Source organism: Thiocapsa sp., assembly GCF_011390875.1.
Lineage (GTDB): Bacteria > Pseudomonadota > Gammaproteobacteria > Chromatiales > Chromatiaceae > Thiocapsa.
Window position 1 is genome coordinate 24,752 of sequence record NZ_JAABRP010000009.1, and the last position, 16,583, is coordinate 41,334.

At 64.0% G+C, this 16,583-nt stretch carries 14 protein-coding genes; 9 read left to right on the forward strand and 5 right to left on the reverse strand.

What is annotated here, in order from left to right; all coding sequences use genetic code 11:
- Positions 1–135 precede the first annotated feature (135 nt).
- From sufB to GPT33_RS01365, 4 genes are all read left to right on the forward strand, one after another.
- The gene (gene sufB, locus GPT33_RS01350) at positions 136–1,581 is read left to right on the forward strand and encodes a Fe-S cluster assembly protein SufB (RefSeq protein WP_296805151.1); all 1,446 of its coding nucleotides are present in this window, start codon (positions 136–138) and stop codon (positions 1,579–1,581) included.
- A 218-nt stretch (positions 1,582–1,799) separates the two neighbouring features.
- Complete coding sequence (sufC, locus tag GPT33_RS01355) at positions 1,800–2,555, forward strand: Fe-S cluster assembly ATPase SufC (RefSeq protein WP_296805153.1); 756 nt, start codon at positions 1,800–1,802, stop codon at positions 2,553–2,555.
- A complete protein-coding gene (gene sufD, locus GPT33_RS01360; protein WP_296805155.1) occupies positions 2,552–3,877 on the forward strand; it encodes a Fe-S cluster assembly protein SufD in 1,326 nt (441 codons plus the stop codon). The genes sufC and sufD overlap by 4 nt, the downstream gene beginning before the upstream one ends.
- Before the next feature lie 218 nt (positions 3,878–4,095).
- On the forward strand, positions 4,096–4,500 hold the full coding sequence (locus GPT33_RS01365) for an SUF system Fe-S cluster assembly protein (protein WP_296805158.1): 405 nt from the start codon (positions 4,096–4,098) through the stop codon (positions 4,498–4,500).
- 201 nt (positions 4,501–4,701) lie between these two features.
- Here GPT33_RS01365 and GPT33_RS01370 read toward each other — a convergent pair whose 3' ends face one another.
- The 4 genes from GPT33_RS01370 to GPT33_RS01385 all read right to left on the reverse strand — a co-directional run bounded on the left by GPT33_RS01370 (position 4,702) and on the right by GPT33_RS01385 (position 7,992).
- Positions 4,702–5,904 carry an alkaline phosphatase family protein gene (locus GPT33_RS01370; RefSeq protein WP_296805160.1) on the reverse strand — a complete coding sequence of 401 codons (1,203 nt, stop codon included), beginning with the start codon at positions 5,902–5,904 and terminating at the stop codon, positions 4,702–4,704.
- Between the two features lie 29 nt (positions 5,905–5,933).
- On the reverse strand, positions 5,934–6,191 hold the full coding sequence (locus tag GPT33_RS01375; RefSeq protein WP_296805162.1) for a hypothetical protein: 258 nt from the start codon (positions 6,189–6,191) through the stop codon (positions 5,934–5,936).
- Positions 6,192–6,212: 21 nt separating this feature from the next.
- The gene (locus GPT33_RS01380; protein WP_296805164.1) at positions 6,213–7,025 is read right to left on the reverse strand and encodes an undecaprenyl-diphosphate phosphatase; all 813 of its coding nucleotides are present in this window, start codon (positions 7,023–7,025) and stop codon (positions 6,213–6,215) included.
- A gap of 235 nt (positions 7,026–7,260) precedes the next feature.
- Complete coding sequence (locus GPT33_RS01385) at positions 7,261–7,992, reverse strand: 4'-phosphopantetheinyl transferase superfamily protein (protein ID WP_296805166.1); 732 nt, start codon at positions 7,990–7,992, stop codon at positions 7,261–7,263.
- Positions 7,993–8,131: 139 nt separating this feature from the next.
- Here GPT33_RS01385 and GPT33_RS01390 point away from each other — a divergent pair, with 139 nt between their 5' ends.
- The 5 genes from GPT33_RS01390 to GPT33_RS01410 all read left to right on the forward strand — a co-directional run bounded on the left by GPT33_RS01390 (position 8,132) and on the right by GPT33_RS01410 (position 15,620).
- On the forward strand, positions 8,132–8,347 hold the full coding sequence (locus GPT33_RS01390; protein WP_296805168.1) for a hypothetical protein: 216 nt from the start codon (positions 8,132–8,134) through the stop codon (positions 8,345–8,347).
- 78 nt (positions 8,348–8,425) lie between these two features.
- On the forward strand, positions 8,426–10,807 hold the full coding sequence (locus GPT33_RS01395; protein WP_296805170.1) for a Tex family protein: 2,382 nt from the start codon (positions 8,426–8,428) through the stop codon (positions 10,805–10,807).
- A gap of 31 nt (positions 10,808–10,838) precedes the next feature.
- Positions 10,839–11,177 carry an SET domain-containing protein-lysine N-methyltransferase gene (locus tag GPT33_RS01400; protein WP_296805172.1) on the forward strand — a complete coding sequence of 113 codons (339 nt, stop codon included), beginning with the start codon at positions 10,839–10,841 and terminating at the stop codon, positions 11,175–11,177.
- Between the two features lie 64 nt (positions 11,178–11,241).
- Positions 11,242–12,474, forward strand: a complete 1,233-nt coding sequence (locus GPT33_RS01405) for a biotin/lipoyl-binding protein (protein WP_296805174.1) — start codon at positions 11,242–11,244, stop codon at positions 12,472–12,474.
- A complete protein-coding gene (locus GPT33_RS01410) occupies positions 12,471–15,620 on the forward strand; it encodes an efflux RND transporter permease subunit (RefSeq protein WP_296805177.1) in 3,150 nt (1,049 codons plus the stop codon). The genes GPT33_RS01405 and GPT33_RS01410 overlap by 4 nt, the downstream gene beginning before the upstream one ends.
- Positions 15,621–15,703: 83 nt before the next feature.
- Here the strand turns inward: GPT33_RS01410 and GPT33_RS01415 are convergent, their stop codons facing one another.
- Positions 15,704–16,549: a PA4780 family RIO1-like protein kinase gene (locus tag GPT33_RS01415; protein ID WP_296805179.1), complete on the reverse strand. Its 846-nt coding sequence runs from the start codon at positions 16,547–16,549 to the stop codon at positions 15,704–15,706.
- Positions 16,550–16,583: the final 34 nt, after the last annotated feature.

The following is a 16,583-nucleotide window of genomic DNA, read 5'->3' on the forward strand; positions in this document are numbered from 1 at the left end:
GGACATGATCGATGTCGAGGATTTAAGCCAAACCGACCCGATGCCTTGCGCACGTCCCGCGGGCTGTTGAAACCCGCCGAGAAGGGCGTATAGTAAATACCCAGTAAAACGCTCAAGAAAACGGAGCCAGGAGAGATGACCTCAACCCAAGCTGTCGACGATATCGTCCGATCCGAGTACGAGCATGGTTTCGTGACCGAGATCGAGTCCGATACCCTGCCGCCCGGTCTGGACGAAGGGGTGGTGCGTGCCATCTCCGCCCGCAAGGGCGAGCCCGAGTTCATGACCGAGTGGCGGCTCAAGGCATACCGGCACTGGCTGACCATGCAGACGCCGCACTGGGCATCGGTCCACTATCCGCCGATTGATTTCCAGTCGATTTCCTACTTCTCGGCCCCGAAACGACCGGAAGACATGCCCAAGAGTCTCGACGAGATCGATCCGGCCTTGCTCGAGACCTACGAAAAGCTCGGCATCCCGATCGAGGAACAAAAGGCGCTCGCCGGGATCGCCGTGGATGCCGTCTTCGACAGCGTCTCGGTGGCCACGACCTTCCGTTCCGCGTTGGCCGACGCGGGCGTGATCTTCTGCTCCATTTCCGAGGCCGTTCACGACCATCCGGAGTTGATCAAACAGTATTTGGGCTCGGTGGTTCCGCATACCGACAACTACTACGCCGGACTCAACGCCGCGGTCTTCAGCGACGGCACGTTCGTCTATGTCCCGAAGGGCGTGCGCTGTCCGATGGAGTTGAGCACCTACTTTCGAATCAATGCGCGGAACACGGGCCAGTTCGAGCGAACCCTGATCGTCGCCGAAGCCGGAAGCTACGTCAGCTATCTCGAAGGCTGTACGGCGCCACAGCGCGACGAGAATCAGCTCCATGCGGCAGTCGTCGAGCTGATCGCCATGGACGATGCCGAGATCAAATACTCGACCGTCCAGAACTGGTATCCCGGCGACGCCCAAGGCCGTGGCGGCATCTACAACTTCGTGACCAAGCGCGGGGACTGCCGCGGTGCACGCTCCAAGATCTCCTGGACCCAGGTCGAGACGGGTTCCGCGATCACCTGGAAGTATCCCAGCTGCATCCTGCGCGGCGACGACTCGGTCGGCGAGTTCTACTCGGTTGCCGTCACCAAGGGCCGCCAGCAAGCCGATACCGGGACCAAGATGATCCACCTCGGGCGCAATACCCGCTCGACCATCGTCTCCAAAGGGATCTCGGCGGGCGAGGGTCAACAGACCTATCGCGGCCTGGTGCGGATCAGTCAGCGCGCCGAGGGTGCGCGCAACCATACCCAGTGCGACTCCCTGCTGATCGGCGACCGCTGTAGCGCCAATACCTTCCCTTACATCGAAGTCAAGCACCCGAGCGCCAATCTGGAGCACGAGGCGACCACCTCGAAGATCAGCGACGACCAGCTGTTCTACTGCCGCTCGCGCGGGCTCACCGAGGAAGACGCCGTCTCGATGATCGTCAACGGCTTCTGCAAAGAGGTTTTCAATGAGCTGCCGATGGAGTTCGCGGTCGAGGCCCAGAAACTTTTGAGCATCAGCTTGGAAGGCGCGGTCGGCTGAACCGCTGTTGAACCGCGTTCGGATGATTATGCACGCTTAGTGCACGCATCCGGCCTTACGGCGATCAATAGCCTTAGCGCGACGCGGTTCAAGTCTTTATAAACGACATTAAACACATCGATCGCGTCGGCTCAGACGTTCTTTGGCCGGCTCTCAGGCCGATCCAGTCCGAGGGTCGAGCCTGTCACGCCGGACGCGATCGATCAGGAGACTTAACGATGTTGTCTGTCAAGGGCCTGCGGGCCAAAGTCGGTGAAAACGAGATCCTGACGGGGCTTGATCTGGAGGTCGGTCCCGGTGAGATCCACGCCATCATGGGTCCGAACGGGTCCGGCAAGAGCACATTTTCGCATGTGCTGTCCGGACGCGAGGGTTACGAGGTCACGGCCGGCTCGGTCACCTTCGAAGGGCAAGACCTACTTGCGCTCGAGCCCGAGGAACGCGCGCATCTTGGCGTCTTCCTGGCTTTCCAGTATCCGGTCGAGCTGCCCGGTGTCAACAACACCTACTTCCTCAAGGCCGCACTCAACAGTATCCGCAAGGCCCGCGGCGAAAGTGAGTTGGACGCGGTGTCGTTTCTACGTCTTATCAAAGAGAAGCTGAAGATCCTGCATCTGAACGATTCTTTGCTCAAACGCGCGGTCAACGCCGGATTTTCCGGTGGCGAGAAAAAGCGCAACGAGATCTTCCAGATGGCGCTGCTCGAACCCAAGCTCGCAATCCTCGACGAGACGGACTCCGGGCTGGACATCGATGCCCTGCGCGTCGTCGCCGACGGCGTGAATGCGCTGCGCAATCCCGAGCGCTCCATGATCGTGGTCACTCATTACCAGCGTCTGCTCGATTACATCGAGCCAGACCGTGTCCATGTCCTGGCCAAGGGTCGGATCATCCGCTCGGGCGGCAAAGAACTGGCGCTGGAGCTCGAAGAGAAGGGATACGGATGGATTCTCGAGCAGGAGCAGGCGGCATGAACGGCGCTGCGCCCACCAGCTTCGACACCTGGCTTGCCGCCCGCGCGGACGGTGAGGTCGGCGCCGGGCTCGATTGGCTCGAGGCGCAGCGGCGCAGCGCACTGGACCAAGTGCGCGAGCAAGGCGTGCCGGGTACCAAGCAGGAAGCTTGGCGCTATACCAGTCTGAAGCGACTGATCGAGCAAGGGTTCGCTCGGGTCGAGGACGAGGTCACTGCGCTGCAGCTGGACGATATCGAGGAGTTGCTGATCCCCGAGTTGGAGAGCCATCGCGTGGTGATGGTGAATGGCCGCTACACGCCTTCGCTGTCAGCACTCGGCGACCTGCCGCGCGGTGTTCGCGTGACCGGTCTTCGGGCCTTGTTGGCAAGTGACCCCGATGCCTTGCGCGAGCGTCTCAACGGCGTGGCGGGCGAGAGCCAGCCCTTGTTTGCAGCCTTGAACACGGCGGGTCTGGACGACGGCCTGGTGGTCTTGCTCGATCGCGGTGCGATCCTCGAGCGGCCGATCGAGCTGATCCATCTCTCCGTCGGAATGGACGAGCCACGCGTCGCTCAGCCCCGCCATGTCGTCTCGCTTGCAGACGGAGCGCAAGCGACCCTGATCGAGCGGTATGTGAGTCTCGGCGAGTCGCTCTATTGCACCAACTCGGTGCTGGAGCTGTCGCTCGGTCGAGACGCCGTGCTGAAGCACGACCGTATCCAGATCGAGAGCCCGAACGCCTTCCACATTACGGGCCTCTACCTGAGCCAGGACGCCAACAGTCGCTATGTCGGCGTGAATATCGGTCTGGGCGGAGCCTGGGCGCGTACCGATCTGGTGACCCGCTTCAGCGGCGAGCATGCCGAATGCGACCTGCAAGGGCTCTATCTCGCGGGCGATCGGCAGTTGATGGACTACCACATCGACGTGGATCACGCAGTCCCGGCGTGCTCGAGCCGCGAGACCTTCAAGGGCATCCTCTACGGTAAGGGTCGGGCGGTATTCGACGGGAGGGTCGTGGTGGCCAAGGACGCGCAGAAGACAGACGCGGCCATGTCCAACAAGAATCTCATGTTGTCCGAGAACGCCGAGGTCGATACCAAGCCGCAGCTCGAGATCAACGCCGACGACGTGAAGTGTAGCCACGGCACGACGGTCGGCCAAATCGAGCCCGAGAAGCTGTTTTATCTGCGCTCGCGCGGTATCTCCGCACCGCTCGCACGTCGCATGCTCTGCATGGGATTCGCCGAGGAGATCATCGATGCCTTGCACTCGGATGCACTGCGCGAGGCGGTCTCGGAGGAGGTTGGGCGCCGACTCGAAACCGCTCCACTGACCTAAAGCGCGTCCGGACCGGTCTTCGAGGGATCGCTCGAGTCGGCTCCCTTGCGGATTAAGGCAAGACGTAGAGTCGACACGGTTCGGAGATTTGTCATCATCAATCCCTTGAACCGCGTCTTCTACGGAGGTCGTGGTATCGAGAATGGTCAAGCCTATCGCGCGAATCGCCTGTAGCGCCCGACGCGGTTCAACCGGAAATTGTAGTCAAGAGGTCGAGCATGAACAGACTGGCCCGCTTCGCCGGCTTCGGAAAGCACGACGAGGAGAGTGCGACCACCGCTGTGCTCACGGAGGACGTCGCGGTCGAGCAGATGGACGCCGAGGAACTGCGCGAGCCGATTATCGAGGCGCTGCGCAGCGTCCAGGATCCTGAAATTCCCATCAACATCTATGATCTCGGTCTGATCTATCGGGTCGACATCTCCCCGGTCGGCGACGTCTCGATCGACATGACGCTGACCGCGCCGGCCTGTCCGGTCGCCGGCATGATGCCGATCATGGTCAAGGATGCCGTTTCGAAGGTCGAGGGCGTGGGCCTGATTCAGGTCGACCTGGTGTGGGATCCGCCGTGGAGTCAGGCGAACATGAGCGACGAGGCGCGTCTCCAGCTCGGTTTGATGTGAGGCACTCGGCATGTTAAACCGCGTCCGGAGCGACTTGCTGATTTTCGAGTCAGCTCGACCTTCAGTGCATAAACAACCCGTTTTGGGGCGCGGTTTAAAATTAAATATTTTCAATATCTTAAACCGCGCCGACTCCAACGTTTATCAAGACTGCCGGGCCCGATCCAATCCGAAAACACCGCATATTGTGCGAGGCGCGGTTTAAGTGCGCAGCAGACATAAGGGTACCCGAAGCTCGGCGTTGCTGAGTCCGCCGTGGACACCGATCTGCCGGTGAGGCTCCTCGAAGGGCAGCCACTGTCGGACGACGTTGTTGCCCTTCGGGAGCAAACAGACATCCCCGACACGCTCCATGAATCGCGGGTGCCGTCTCCCCGCTCCGAAGAATCCCTCCTCGACGAGTTGCTCGCTCGCCACGAGCTCCACGCGGTCCGCGAGGACATCGTTGCAGTAGTCGCGAAAGGCCTCCGCATGGCCGGAGCGCAGATAGCAAAAGGCCGCACGCGGCTCGCCGCACAGCGGAAGCAAGAGGTGGGTTTCAAGCTCCGGATGATCGGCGAGGTCGATCGCATCCGCGGGCTGAGTATCCAATTGACCGTGATCCGCGCTGACCAGCAGCAGGCTGTCCGTATCGGCGATCTCCTGCATGAAGGCGGCGATCTCCTGTTCGATCTCGTGCAGGTGTGCCTGTGCAGCCGGACTCTCCATTCCCTGCTCGTGACCGATGGCATCCAATCTCGGCCAATAGAGATAGAGATACTTCGGCTCCCGGCGACGTCGCCCCCACCCGCGTAGAACCCCGGCGGTGCGGGTGAACATGTCGCGCAATCCCTTGAAGGTCACCAGCTCGCCGCGCCCGAGATGTGCGCGATTGAAGTCCGACCGGGCGATGTGTACCGGCGAGACCAAGATGCTGCGAGTGGCGATCCGGTCGGCGATCGGGGTGGTCCCGAAGAGCTTGACCGGATCGATCCCGGCCTTCCGATAGGGCACGCCGCCGAAGCGCGGCGTGCCCGGGAGCACCGTCATCACGCATCCGAGCTCACCCAGATAGGTATGCCAGCCGGTCAGTCCGTGTGCCGACGGCGCTTCCCCGGTCAGAAATGTCGGGATCGCGGCGGCCGTCGTCGAGGGGAAGACCGAGGTGAGGGTCGTGCGCCGGGCTCGCCTCATGATCCCGTCGGGAGATCGCTTGTCGAGCCAATCGGCGCCGAGACCGTCGATGACCAGGAGGATCAGATTGGTGGCTTGCGCCAGCTCGTCCGTTGGCAGATCGCGCAGGCTCGGGGCGTCGGATCGTCCGCCGCGGGCCTGGATGATGCTGCTCATCAGATTGAGGATGCCGCCGCCCTCGTAGTCCGGCCGTGTCATCTCGAGCGCGTCCGGCGGCTGGGGATTGACCATGTTTCCGCCCCCGTTGGTTGTTGCTCAGGTCACGGCCGGGCCTGCCGTGCGATTTGTCGCGGCTCAGGCGTGTTGGCCGGCCGATTTACGGCGCACCAGGTGTCCATCTTCCCGGTCGCGGCCAAGAGCGCGCAGGCGATCAAGATGGTCTGGCCCGGCAGCGGGATGCCGAATCCATCGGCCATGCAGGCGACAAACAGTGCCCAGAGTCCGTAACGATCGAGGATCGGCTGCAGGCTCGCGATCCCGGAGGTCAAGGTTGTCGCGATTTCGGCTTCCAGACTCATGGATGGTCACCACATGGATGGTCACCACACCAGCACCAGAATCACAGCGCCCAGCAGCACCCGGTAGATGACGAAGGGTAGCATGCTGATGCGCTCGATGAATTTCAGGAAGTAGTGAATGGTCAGGTAGGCGAAGAAGAACGAAAGGGCCGCTCCGAGCAACAGCGACATCCAGTCGACCGGCTCGCCGGCCTGCACCAGATCGAGCGTTTCCAGACCGCCCGCCATGATGATGGTCGGGATCGCGAGCAGGAACGAGAAGCGGGAAGCCGCTTTGCGGGTCAGCCCGAGCATGAGCGCCGCCGTGATGGTGATGCCCGAGCGCGAGGTCCCCGGAATGATCGCGACCGCCTGCATGACGCCGACGAACAGGGCCGCCTTCCAGCCAACGCTGTATTCGTCGCGCGCGCGTTTTCCGCTGTAGTCCGCCCACCACAGCAGCAGCCCGAAGCCGATGCTGGTGGCCGCGACCACCACGGCGACCAGGGTCGGGTCGTCGCGCAGAACCTCGAGCACGGACTTCAACGGCAGGCCCAGCACGATCACCGGCAGAGTGGCTAGAATGATCATCCAGCCGAGACGGGCATCGGGCGCGTCGAATCGGCGTGTGCGCAACGACTGCAGCACGGCGATCGTCATGGTCACGATCTCGCGCCTGAAATAGAGCATTACCGCGGCGAGCGTGCCGAGATGCAACGCGACATCGAAGGCGAGACTCTGCAGCTCGTAGCCGAACAGCAGCGGTGTCAGGATCAGATGTCCCGAGCTCGAGATCGGCAAGAACTCCGTAATGCCCTGGACGAACGCAAGTAAGACGATCTGAATGTTTTCCAACGAACGGCGCTCCTCGGGATTGAAGCCCCGGATTATACGCGGCGTACCGGCCGTGTCCGCGCGATCGATGCTTCCGGTGCCCTATCGAGTGATCGACGACGGTCTGATGAGCAGGATGGCGACGCTCTTCATTCTCAAGCGCTTTTCATGCCTAAACCGCGCCGGCTCCGACACGTGTCGGAGCCGGCGCGGCCAAGCCAATCCAACACACTACGCATATCGCTCCGGGCGCGGTTTAGAGCAGATCGAATGTCGACCAGTCCTTCACCGGCGGCAGGGTCTCGCGCGCGACCGCGGCGATATAGCCCGCCTCCGGGATGCAATGCAGAACCGCCGGCGGCCGTGCGCCGGCGGGTCGCGGCCGGAAGAGTCCACGACCGTCGGCCTTGGCATCCGCCTCGAGTGCGGTCCAGGCACGGTAGAAGCGGGCGAGGCGCTCGTCCTGCGGAGCCGATTCGAGAGTTCGCACCACCTCGGGTGCGAACATGCGCTCAGCCACGGCCTCGATGCTGTGCCGCGGGCGGATCCACTCGCAGTCGACACCCACATCGGTGCTTGGCCCGACCCCGGAGCAAACGGCCACCAAGGCCAGGTCACCGGTGGTCGTCAGGTTAAAGGAGAGCGACACGGCTGCGCCGGCGAGCGCAGGCTTGCCCGCCGGTCCGTAGTCGAAGCGGAGCGACCCCGGCGGTGCGTCGAGATAGCGCGAGAGGATCTCGCGCAATCCGGCATGTGCGCGCACATAGCGCTCGCGATAGGGCTGATGACGCATCCGCGCCGCGCGCGCGCGCTGACGCTCGCCGAGCAGACTCAGACCGTGCGCGAGATCGATCCCGTCTGCATCGGTGCGGATCCGCCACAGATGCAGTGCACCCGATCGGATGTCGCAGCGGCTCGTCCCGGCGGCCCAATCGATCGTCGGCGGGGCCGTCATCGGGCCTTGTTCATCCTGTCTTTGCGTCGACATGCGTTGTGACCTCCGTCGTCATCTTCCTATAATCGGCAAACACCCGGCAAACAGGGTGCGTCGATCTCGTTCGGAACGCCGGCGATCGAGACGAGGCGCGCGTGTCGGACCATCTCGCTCACCGCCGGAGGTCAGGGCTGTGCAGACGCTTGAGCAGTGTCGTGTGGATGCGCGCATCGAGGCGGTGTGCAGCAAGGGTTGCAGACAGGTCAGGCAAGATATTGCTGCCTTGGAGGCCGGGGCACAGCTTCCCGAGACGCGGGGTTTGAGCGAGGAGGAGCGCAGCACCCTGCTGCGCGAGCTCAAACAGATCATGGCCGTCTACGGCGATGCCTGCCGCCTGCCGCCGACCTAAGAGCCTGCGCCCCTCCCGTCTGGGGTGTATGCTTCCGCCGCCATTCATCCTGATCCGCTGCATCGGAACCCATCGCGCATGACCGACATTACCCTGACCCTCAGCCAGGAGCTTGCCGCTCGACCCGAGCAGGTCGAGGCCGCCATCCGACTGCTCGACGAGGGCGCGACCGTGCCCTTCATCGCGCGCTATCGCAAAGAGGCCACCGGGGGGCTGGACGATATCCAGTTACGCTTGCTTGAAGAGCGCTTGGTCTATCTGCGCGATCTGAACGAGCGTCGCGCGACCGTGCTCAAGAGCATCGAGGAGCAGGGCAAGCTGACACCGGAGCTCCAAGCCGAGATCGTCGGCGCCGAGACCAAGCAACGTCTCGAAGACCTTTATCTTCCCTTCAAGCCCAAGCGGCGCACCAAGGCCCAGATCGCGCGCGAGGCGGGGCTCGAACCCTTGGCCGATGCGTTGCTTGCGGATCCGAGTGTGTCGCCCGAGTCGCGCGCGGCGGCGTATGTGGATTCAACCAAGGGCGTGGAGGACATCGCGGCGGCCCTGGAGGGTGCGCGTCAGATCCTGATGGAGCGTTTCGCCGAGGATCCCGAGCTGACCGGGCGCCTGCGCGATCACCTCTGGGAGAAGGGCATTCTGGTCTCCAAGGTGATGCCGGGCAAGGAAGAAGAGGGCAATAAGTTCTCGGATTATTTCGACTATCGCGAGCCGCTTTCACGCATTCCGTCGCACCGCGCACTGGCACTGTTCCGTGGACGTAACCAAGGCGTCCTTCACCTGGAACTGTTGGCCGGGGAGGGCGATGATCCCGACGCCGTCTGTCGCGGTCTGATCGCCTCACGCTTCGGGGTTCGCCAGGCCGGGCGCCCCGGCGACGACTGGCTGATCGAGACGGTCCGCAAGACCTGGCGGATCAAGCTGCTGACGCGGCTCGATTTGGAGCTCAAGGGGCGGATAATGGAAGCGGCCGAGGAGGAGGCGATTCGCGTCTTCGGGCTCAACCTCAAGGCGCTTTTGTTGGCGGCCCCGGCGGGCCGGCTTGCGACACTCGGACTGGATCCCGGACTGCGCACCGGCGTGAAGGTCGCCGTCGTGGACGGCACCGGGCGTGTGGCCGCGACCGATACCATCTATCCCCATGTGCCGAAGAACCAGTGGGATGCATCGATCGCGCGCCTTGCCCTCTTGGCGAAGGAGCACGACGTCAAGCTTGTCAGCATCGGCAACGGGACCGGCTCGCGCGAGACCGACCGGCTGGTGCGCGAGCTGATCCAGAAACATCCGGAGCTCGGTCTGCGCTCGCTCGTCGTGAGCGAGGCCGGCGCCTCAGTCTATTCTGCCTCCGAATTCGCCTCCAAGGAGCTGCCCGAGCTGGATGTTTCGCTGCGCGGTGCGGTCTCGATCGCGCGCCGACTGCAGGATCCGCTCGCCGAGCTGGTGAAGATCGAGCCCAAGGCGATCGGTGTCGGCCAGTACCAGCACGATGTCAATCAACCCCGGCTCGCGCGCGCCCTGGATACCGTGGTCGAGGACTGCGTGAACGCCGTCGGGGTGGATCTGAACACCGCCTCCGTGCCGCTCTTGACGCAAGTCTCCGGACTGAACCGCACACTGGCCGAGAACATCGTGCAGTTCCGCGAGACCAACGGGGCCTTCTCCAACCGCAAGCGTCTGATGGCGGTCCCCCGGTTCGGCGAGAAGGCGTTCCAGCAGAGTGCGGGATTCCTGCGCGTGCGCGACGGCGACGAGCCTCTGGACGCCTCGGCGGTTCATCCGGAGGCCTATCCGCTGGTGCGCAACATCCTTGCGGAGACCGGCAAACCCATCACCGCCCTGATCGGCGACAGCGCGACCCTGCGCCGCCTGGATCCCGCCCGCTTCACCGACGACCGATTCGGCCTGCCGACGGTGAAGGACATCCTCGCCGAGCTGGAGAAGCCCGGCCGCGACCCACGCCCCGAGTTCAAGACCGCTCAGCTGAAGGAAGGCGTGGAGACGCTCAAGGACCTCAAGCCCGACATGATCCTCGAGGGCACGGTCACCAACGTGACCAACTTCGGCGCCTTCGTGGATGTCGGGGTGCATCAGGACGGTCTGGTGCACATCTCCGCCCTGGCAGATCGCTTCGTGAAGGACCCGCATGCAGTGGTCAAGTCCGGTGACCTCGTGAAGGTGAAGGTGATGGAGGTCGATCTCATGCGCAAACGCATCGCGCTGAGCATGCGGTTGGGCGATGTCGCGCCAGACCGCGCGGCCGGCGGAGCGTCCGACGTTCGACCGCAGGGTCGAGAACCGCGCCCGAGGGCTCACACCCCGCCGGGTCGGCCCGGCCGCCCGTCCGAGGCACACCCGGCGTCCGAGGGGCGAAGTGCGGCGCGCGCCAAGGCGCCTGCGCCCGCGGCGGCCCCCGGCGGCGGCACCATGGCGGATGCCTTCGCCAAGGCCAAGCGCCGCTGAGTCAGAGCATCGCGGCAAGGCGACGGCCGCGATGGGCCGCTCATCCTCCACCGACGATTTGCTGCGCACGCGCGTCTACCGCGCAGCCTCCTCGATTCACGGCCAAGGCTGCTTCGCGAAGATCGCGTTTCGCAGCGGCGACTTTATCGGGACCTACGAAGGCGCGGAGGTGGACCGCGACGGCACCTACGTGCTCTGGGCCTACGACGTCGAGGGCAATGTCCTCACCGCTCGCGAGGGCCGCAATCTTCTGCGCTGGTTGAACCACAGCGACGATCCGAACACCGAGTTCGACGGCTTCGATCTCTACGCCCGTCGCGCGATCGCGGTCGACGAAGAGATCACCTTCGACTACAGCGGCGGAGGCTGACGAGTTGCTTTGGACACGGCGCGCCCCGACACTACCCACCCAAGCAGTTACCCCGTGAGTCACCGTGAAGCGCCTGACCAAGTTTTTGTTGCCCCTTCTGATCCTCGCCGTCGGTTTCGGAGTCTTTCAGTACCTTAAGCAGACTCGTCCGGAGCGTCCGCCGGCGGAGATCGTCGAGCGTGTCTGGCGGATCGAGGCCGAAACGGTCGAGCCGCGCCGGCTCTCGCCCGGCCTCGAGCTCTACGGGAGTGTTCAGACGCCGGATCTTTTGCGCGCGGCGGCCTCGGCGCAGGCGCGTGTTGCCAGGGTGCTGGTGCGCGAGGGCGATCGTGTCGATGCAGGACAACTCCTGGTCGAGCTTGATCCCCGTGATTTCAGCTTTCGTCTCGCACAGGCGCGGGCCCAAATCGACGAGCTCGAGGCCCAGGTCGAGAGCGAGCAAACCGGGCACGAGACCGATCTCGCCGCGCTCGAACAGGAGCGCAAGCTGCTCGCGATCGCTCAAGACGGGGTCGAGCGCGCCTCGCAGCTGACCAAGCAAAGGGTCGGCTCCCAAACCGACCTCGATATCGCCGAGCAGGAGCTGGCCCGCCAAGCCCTGGCCGTGAGCAACCGCGAGATGAGCATCGCGGATTTCCCGGCGCGCCGACGCGCGCTCGAGGCAAGACTCGCGAGCGCACGGGCGGGTCTCGAGGAGATCGCGCTCGAGCTCGAGCGTGCTCCGGTGGTCGCGCCCTACGATGCCATCATCGCCAAGGTCTCCGTCACGGCGGGCGATCAGGTGCGCAAGGACGATGTCCTCTTGACCCTCTATGCGATCGACAGCCTCGAGGTGCGCGCGCGTATCCCGGCGCCCTTTCAAGCTGAGCTGACCGCATCGCTGCAGGCCGAGGGCCGCCTGCCGGCGACGGCCACCGTCGGGGACCGCACCCTCGATCTTTCGCTCGAACGACTCGCCGGGGAGGCAAGCGCTAGCGGCATCGATGGTCTCTTCGATGTCGCGGATGAGGCGGGCCTTCTGCGTGCCGGACAGATGATTTCGTTGCGCCTGGACCGTCCGCCGCAGGAGGGCGTGGTGCCGGCGCCCTTCGGTGCGGTCTACGGCGGTGATCGCATCTACAAGCTCGTCGACGGCCGGATGAAGGGCGTGCCCGTGCGAAGTCTGGGAAGCTGGTTTACCGAGACGGGCGAGGAACGTCTTCTGGTTCAGGCAGCCGATCTCGCCGCCGGGGACCGCCTGATCGTGACCCACATGCCCAATGCCGTGGACGGGCTGAGGGTGGAGACGGTGCAGTGACGAACGGCAGACCGGCCAAGGAGAAGGTGGTCAAGGGGCATCAGAACGACATCGTCGGCCTCTTCGCCCACCACAAGGTCGCCGCCAACCTCTTGATGGCGATCATGATCCTAAGCGGGATCTTCGCTCTGGATCGCCTGAACGTACAGTTTTTCCCGAACTTCGACCTAGACCTCGTCACGGTGCGGGTGGTCTGGACAGGGGCGAGTGCCGAGGATATCGAGGACGGCATCACCAATCCACTGGAGCAGCGTCTGCGCTCGGTCGATGAGCTGCGCAAGATGACCTCCACGTCGACCCAAGGCATCTCGTCGATTACGCTGGAGTTCAACGAGGGAGTGGACCCCTTGTTGGCCCTGGACCAGGTACGTCGCCTGGTCGACGATTTCCGCAACCTCCCGCAGGACGCCGAGAAACCCGAGGTCGCGCTGGTGACGCGCTACGAGTCGGTCGCCCGCCTGGTCCTGACCGGTCTCGAGCGCCCGGACGAGCTGCGCCATCTGGCACGCCGGTTCGAGTCCGAGCTGCTCGAAAACGGGATCGACAAGGTGGAGATCCGCGGGCTGCCGCTCGAAGAGATCAGCATCCAGGTCGATCAGGCGCAGCTCGAAGAGCTGGGCCTGGGTTTGCCGCAGATCGGCGAGCGGGTCGGTGCATTCAGTCGTGACCTTCCGGCCGGCGCGATCGGTCGGGGCGAGGCGACGCGCGAGCTGCGCAGCCTGGATAAGCGCCGGGATGCGCTCGAGTTTGCACAGATTCCGATCAAGACCGAGGAGACGCTGAATCTGCAGCTCGGCGATATCGCCGAGATCGAGCGGGTGCCCCGCGACGCGACCCTGCGGCTATCGATGAACGGAAGCCCCGCGGTCGAGATGATCCTGCAGCGCGCCGAGACGGGCAACTCGCTCGCCGCGGCCAAGGCGCTCGACACCTGGCTGGCCGAGACCCGTCCCTTGCTCCCGCCCGGGGTCGAGCTGGTCGTCTACGACGCCTCCTGGGAGTTGATCCGCGACCGCATCATGCTGCTCGTCACCAACGGGGCCGGCGGTCTTGTCCTGGTCGTGGCGATCCTCTTTCTGTTTTTGAGCGGTCGGGTCGCCTTCTGGGTCGCCTGGGGGATCCCGGTATCCTTCATGGCGACCCTCTTCATCCTCTATCTGGCCGGCGGCAGCATCAACATGATGAGCCTCTTCGCGCTCATCATGGCGCTGGGCATCATCGTGGACGATGCCATCGTGGTCGGCGAGGATGCGATGGCCCACCATCAGATGGGCGAGGATCCGCTCCTCGCGGCCGAGGGCGGGGTGCGGCGGATGCTGGCGCCCGTGGTCGCGTCCTCGCTCACTACCATCGCCGCCTTCCTTCCGCTGATGTTGGTCGGCGGGGTCATCGGCAACATCCTGAACGTCATCCCGCTGGTCATCGTGGCCGTCATCCTTGCCTCGCTCCTGGAGAGCATGCTCGTCCTGCCCGGGCATCTGCGCAGCGCCTTCGTGCACTCGCACAAGGTCAAGCCCGACTCGCTGCGTGCACGCTTGGATCGCGGCTTCGAATACTTTCGCGACAGGCTGTTCCGGCCCCTGGTGACGCTCGCCGTCCACCATCGCTTCGCGACGATAGCCAGTGCGGTGGCGGCCTTGATGATCGCTGTCGGCCTTTTGGCCGGCGGGCGCTTGGGCTTCGTCTTCTTCCCGACGCCGGAAGGTCAAATCGTCACGGCAAACGCGACCTTTGTCGCCGGCACCCCGCGCGCGCGGGTCGATGCGCTCTTGGAGCACCTCGACGAGACGCTTTGGGAAACCGAACGGGCCTTCGATCAGGGCAGGCTGGTCAATCTCGCGATCGCGCTGCACGGTTCCAAAGGGGACAGTAGCGGCTCCTCGGCGGATCAGCTCGGCGCCCTGCAGGTGGAGCTGGTCGCTCCGGACGCGCGCGATGTGCGCAACGAGGAGTTCATCCGAGCCTGGCAGGAGCGCATCAAGCTGCCGGCTGGGCTCGAGGGCTTCACCATCGCCTCGCGGCGCGCCGGTCCGCCCGGTCGAGACCTGACCGTGCGGCTCTTCGGTGCGGATGCGGCGACGCTGAAGGCTGCGGCACTGGATATCTCCGAGGTTCTGAAGGGGATCTCGGGTGTGACGGCCGTCGAGGACGACATGGCCTTCGGACGCGAGCAGATCATCTACTCGCTCACCCCTGCGGGTCAGGCGCTCGGTCTCACGGTCGCCGAGCTGGGGACCCAGCTGCGAACCGCGTTCGAGGGACAGCTGGTCCAGATCTTCCAAGACGGCGCCGACGAGGTCGAGGTCCGCGTCAAGCTTCCCAAGGCCGAGCGCGAACGTCTCGGAACGCTCGAGCGCATCAACATCCGCCTTCCCGACGGGACCTCGGTGCCGCTGACAACGGTCGCGCAATGGCGCTCACAACGCGGGTTCGAGATCCTGCGTCATGCCGAGGGGAAGCTGGCGGTGGAGGTCTCGGCGGACGTCGACTCCGACGCCAACAACGCCGGGGCCATCATCGAAGGTCTGATCGCCTCGACCTTGCCCGAGCTCGAGGCGAGCTACGGGATCAGCTACTCCTTCGAGGGGCGCTCCGCCGATCAGCGCGAGACCTTGGGCGATATGCGCAAGGGCCTGGTCCTCGGGCTGGTTCTGATTTACATCATCCTGACCTGGGTCTTCTCGTCCTATGGCTGGCCGTTGGTCGTCATGGCGGCGATACCGTTCGGCTTGACCGGCGCACTTTTCGGACACTGGCTGATCGGCATCGATGTCACCATCCTCTCGCTGTTCGGGATGTTCGGCCTGTCCGGGATCGTGATCAACGATTCCATCATCCTGGTCAAGTTCTATCAGGAGCAGCTCGACCTGGGGGTCGCCAGCCGCGATGCCTTGATCGAGGCCGCCTGCCAGCGCCTGAGGGCCGTACTCTTGACCTCTCTGACCACGATTGCCGGCCTGACGCCGCTCCTGTTCGAGAAATCCGTTCAGGCACAGTTCCTGATCCCGATGGCGACCTCGATCGCCTTCGGACTCGGGTTTGCAACCCTGCTGGTGCTGCTCGTCATCCCGGCATTGCTCTCGATCCACGACAGTGTGCACGGACGTCTGGGCCGGTTGTTCGGGGCGAACCCGGCGCCGGCGTGATCCTCCCCCCTGTGTGGTCTGGACGACACCGCTCCTGCGGTGTCACGCCTCTCCAGGCGAAGCCGGGTCAGGTCAATCGCGCGTCAGGCATCCTCGCGACCCTGACGACGTCTGATCGCATCCTCCCGCGCATCGTTGATTTCTCGCATGATGCCTTCGATGTCCGCTTCCTTGTTGGCACCTTTGAAGTGCCCGGTCAATTTGATCTCGGGCGTCAATGCGCCGCTCTCGTAGATGTACCAGATCTCTTTTCCATAGGATGTCGAGAGCAGCTCCGGGGCGAATTGACCGAAGTAGGATGCCAGGTTTCCGACATCGCGCTCCAGCATTCTCGCGGCATTGTTGTTGGCCGCTGCATCAACCGCTTGGGGGAGGTCGATGATCACGGGGCCGTACTGGTCGACCAGGATGTTGAATTCGGACAGATCGCCGTGTACGAGACCACTACAGAGCATGCGCACCACATCCTTGAGCAGGATCTCGTGGTATCGAAGCGCCTGCTCGCCCGTCAGGTCCAGATCATTGAGCCGCGGCGCCGCATTACCCTCGTCGTCGGTGACCAGCTCCATCAGCAAGACGCCCTCGACGTAGAGGTGAGGCTTGGGAACACGCACGCCAGCTGCGGCCAAGCGGTATAGGGCATCCACCTCGGTGTTCTGCCAGACGTCTTCCTGCTGTTGGCGCCCGTAGCGCGAGCCTTTCGCCATCGCGCGCGCCTGTCGGCTGTTTCGCACCTTACGCCCTTCGCTGTACAAGACCTGCTTATGAAAACCCCGTTGATTGGCTTCCTTGTAGACCTTGGCACAGCGCACCGCGCCATCGGCATGTACCACATAGACCGCGGCCTCCTTGCCGCTCTTGAGCGGGCGGATCACCTCGTCGACAAGACCGTCGCGGACCAAGGGTTCGAGACGCTTTGGAATCTTCATAGACATCCTGATGTGAAATGACAAAATCCGCGCG

Excerpts from the sequence above, each read along its gene's own strand:
- GPT33_RS01400 (WP_296805172.1), top strand. The coding sequence starts at position 10,839 with ATGGGCCGCTCATCCTCCACCGACGATTTGCTGCGCACGCGCGTCTAC.
- sufD (WP_296805155.1), top strand. The coding sequence starts at position 2,552 with ATGAACGGCGCTGCGCCCACCAGCTTCGACACCTGGCTTGCCGCCCGC.
- GPT33_RS01375 (WP_296805162.1), bottom strand. The coding sequence starts at position 6,191 with ATGAGTCTGGAAGCCGAAATCGCGACAACCTTGACCTCCGGGATCGCG.
- GPT33_RS01395 (WP_296805170.1), top strand. The coding sequence starts at position 8,426 with ATGACCGACATTACCCTGACCCTCAGCCAGGAGCTTGCCGCTCGACCC.
- sufB (WP_296805151.1), top strand. The coding sequence starts at position 136 with ATGACCTCAACCCAAGCTGTCGACGATATCGTCCGATCCGAGTACGAG.
- GPT33_RS01385 (WP_296805166.1), bottom strand. The coding sequence starts at position 7,992 with ATGTCGACGCAAAGACAGGATGAACAAGGCCCGATGACGGCCCCGCCG.
- sufC (WP_296805153.1), top strand. The coding sequence starts at position 1,800 with ATGTTGTCTGTCAAGGGCCTGCGGGCCAAAGTCGGTGAAAACGAGATC.
- GPT33_RS01415 (WP_296805179.1), bottom strand. The coding sequence starts at position 16,549 with ATGAAGATTCCAAAGCGTCTCGAACCCTTGGTCCGCGACGGTCTTGTC.
- GPT33_RS01370 (WP_296805160.1), bottom strand. The coding sequence starts at position 5,904 with ATGGTCAATCCCCAGCCGCCGGACGCGCTCGAGATGACACGGCCGGAC.
- GPT33_RS01365 (WP_296805158.1), top strand. The coding sequence starts at position 4,096 with ATGAACAGACTGGCCCGCTTCGCCGGCTTCGGAAAGCACGACGAGGAG.